This is a genomic window from Xanthomonas sp. LMG 12459, from assembly GCF_009192905.1.
GTDB classification, from domain to species: domain Bacteria; phylum Pseudomonadota; class Gammaproteobacteria; order Xanthomonadales; family Xanthomonadaceae; genus Xanthomonas_A; species Xanthomonas_A sontii.
Genome location: NZ_NSGT01000116.1, coordinates 1 through 1,709, shown reverse-complemented (window position 1 = coordinate 1,709; position 1,709 = coordinate 1). Strand labels below are relative to the sequence as shown.

The following is a 1,709-nucleotide window of genomic DNA, read 5'->3' as shown; positions in this document are numbered from 1 at the left end:
ACAACCTACTGAGAGATCACACCTAGCCGGCTGCCACCCTGCCCGAGCTGCCTCTTCAGGGCTGCAGAACATGCGCTCGCCGTGGCTCAGGTCGATGCTGGTTCGCTCGTAATCCCGCTGCCCAGGAACGTGGTAGATTTTCTTGCCTTGGCGAGAGATGTTGCCCTTGATGCGGCATCCGCTGGACACGGACGGCGTGGTCACCTGAGCCTGGCGTGCGGCCTGCTCACGCTTGCCGCGCCGATAGTCGGCGGGCATCTGGAAGGGCCCTTGCCAGAGGTTCCGCTGGTGCTGGCGTGCGTCCGCTTCGTCAGCGATGAACGCTGTTGAGTATTGGCGATACGCGACCGCCCAGCCTGAGCGCGCCATCCAACGGTTGACGGACTGCCCCTGGACGAAGCACTCCGCAACCACCCGGCCATAGCGGTCGGTGTCCTTGGGTTGTCAGCGAACGGTCTTGTCCAGCACGTAGCCGTCCAGCGCGGCGGCGGACCGCCGGCCACAGGGCCAGGAGCGTCCGTCCTTGGCGGTGCATTGCTGGGCGCTTTCCGGGGCATCGATGCCTCACAGGCGGATGCGCTGCTTCGCCACGGTGAGGGTATCGCCGTCCGTGACGGTCGCGCGGCCGACCAACTCTGCTGCCACGCCAGGAATCGAAGCAAAAACCAAAGACAGAACCAACAGACCCTTCAACGCCATCAACAACGACTTCCTCTACGCGCACGCTCAGGTGGCGAGCGCCAGTTCAAACACGGTCCGACACTTTAGCGGAAGCGGGAAACGGGGCCGACCAACTCGCCAACCCTTCAATCTCGACGCACGTTCCTGGTGTGGCCGCCGCCGATCTCCTCTACGACAACGAACTCGCTCACCAGCCAACCGTATGCGTCGCTCAAGGCATCGGCGATACCCTCTTCGCTCTCGCATTCAACTGTGGCTTCGGCCGGCAACGCAGGACGCTTGCCATCGGTCTCCCAGACAATCCCTCGCACGTGAAACGCTTTCATTCCTGCTCCATGGATGTGCATCTGCCTTGGCAGGCTAGCGTCGGCACGCTGCATAGGTGAAGGGGTGGGCTATGCCCACCCCCTACTGGCCAAGCTGGTGTGCTGGTGGCCGCCGATGATCAGGTGGTCGAGGACTCAAATGTCGAAGAGGCGAAGCGCTTGCTTCAGGCGCTCGGTGACCTGGCGGTCGGCGTCGCTGGGCTCCGGGTTTCCGCTCGGATGGTTATGGAAGAGGATGACGGCGGCAGCGTTGAGGTCCAGGGCACGCTTGGCAACGACTCGGCTGTGGACTTCGCAGCCGTCGATGGTGCCGCTGAAGAGATGCTCGGTGGCGAGGATGTGGTGCTTGGTATCCAGGAAGATGGCACCGAAGACTTCGTGAGGCAGGTGGGCGCAGCGGGCGACCAAGTAGCTGCCGGCGTGGATGGGGTTGTGGATCCGGCCTCGCCGCTGGAGGCGCTGTTCCAGGATGTTGGCGGCGGCGAGCAAGATGCCCTCCTCGTCCATCGGGAGCTGGTATTGGGCCGTGCGGTCCTGGGTGTTGCGCTTCATCGGTTCTTCTCCACCAGCGCGTTGTGCGCCTCGTGGGAACCGGCAGGCGGAGCGTTAGGCTCGACCGCACCCGGGAGTGAGCACCGCGGCAGCGGCGCGCAGTGAAGGGCCGCAACAGAGCGTCAGCGTCGAGGAGGAGGCTCGCCCTTG

General features: G+C 64.3%; 1 protein-coding gene and 2 pseudogenes. All 3 read right to left on the bottom strand.

Going from position 1 to position 1,709, the window contains the following annotated elements:
• Positions 1 to 699, bottom strand: a pseudogene (locus CEK65_RS20220) (thermonuclease family protein); the annotation flags it as partial.
• A gap of 107 nt (positions 700 to 806) precedes the next feature.
• Positions 807 to 1,007: a hypothetical protein gene (locus CEK65_RS20215; RefSeq protein WP_017915436.1), complete on the bottom strand. Its 201-nt coding sequence runs from the start codon at positions 1,005 to 1,007 to the stop codon at positions 807 to 809.
• 69 nt (positions 1,008 to 1,076) lie between these two features.
• Positions 1,077 to 1,559: pseudogene (locus tag CEK65_RS20210) on the bottom strand (JAB domain-containing protein).
• Positions 1,560 to 1,709 lie beyond the last annotated feature (150 nt).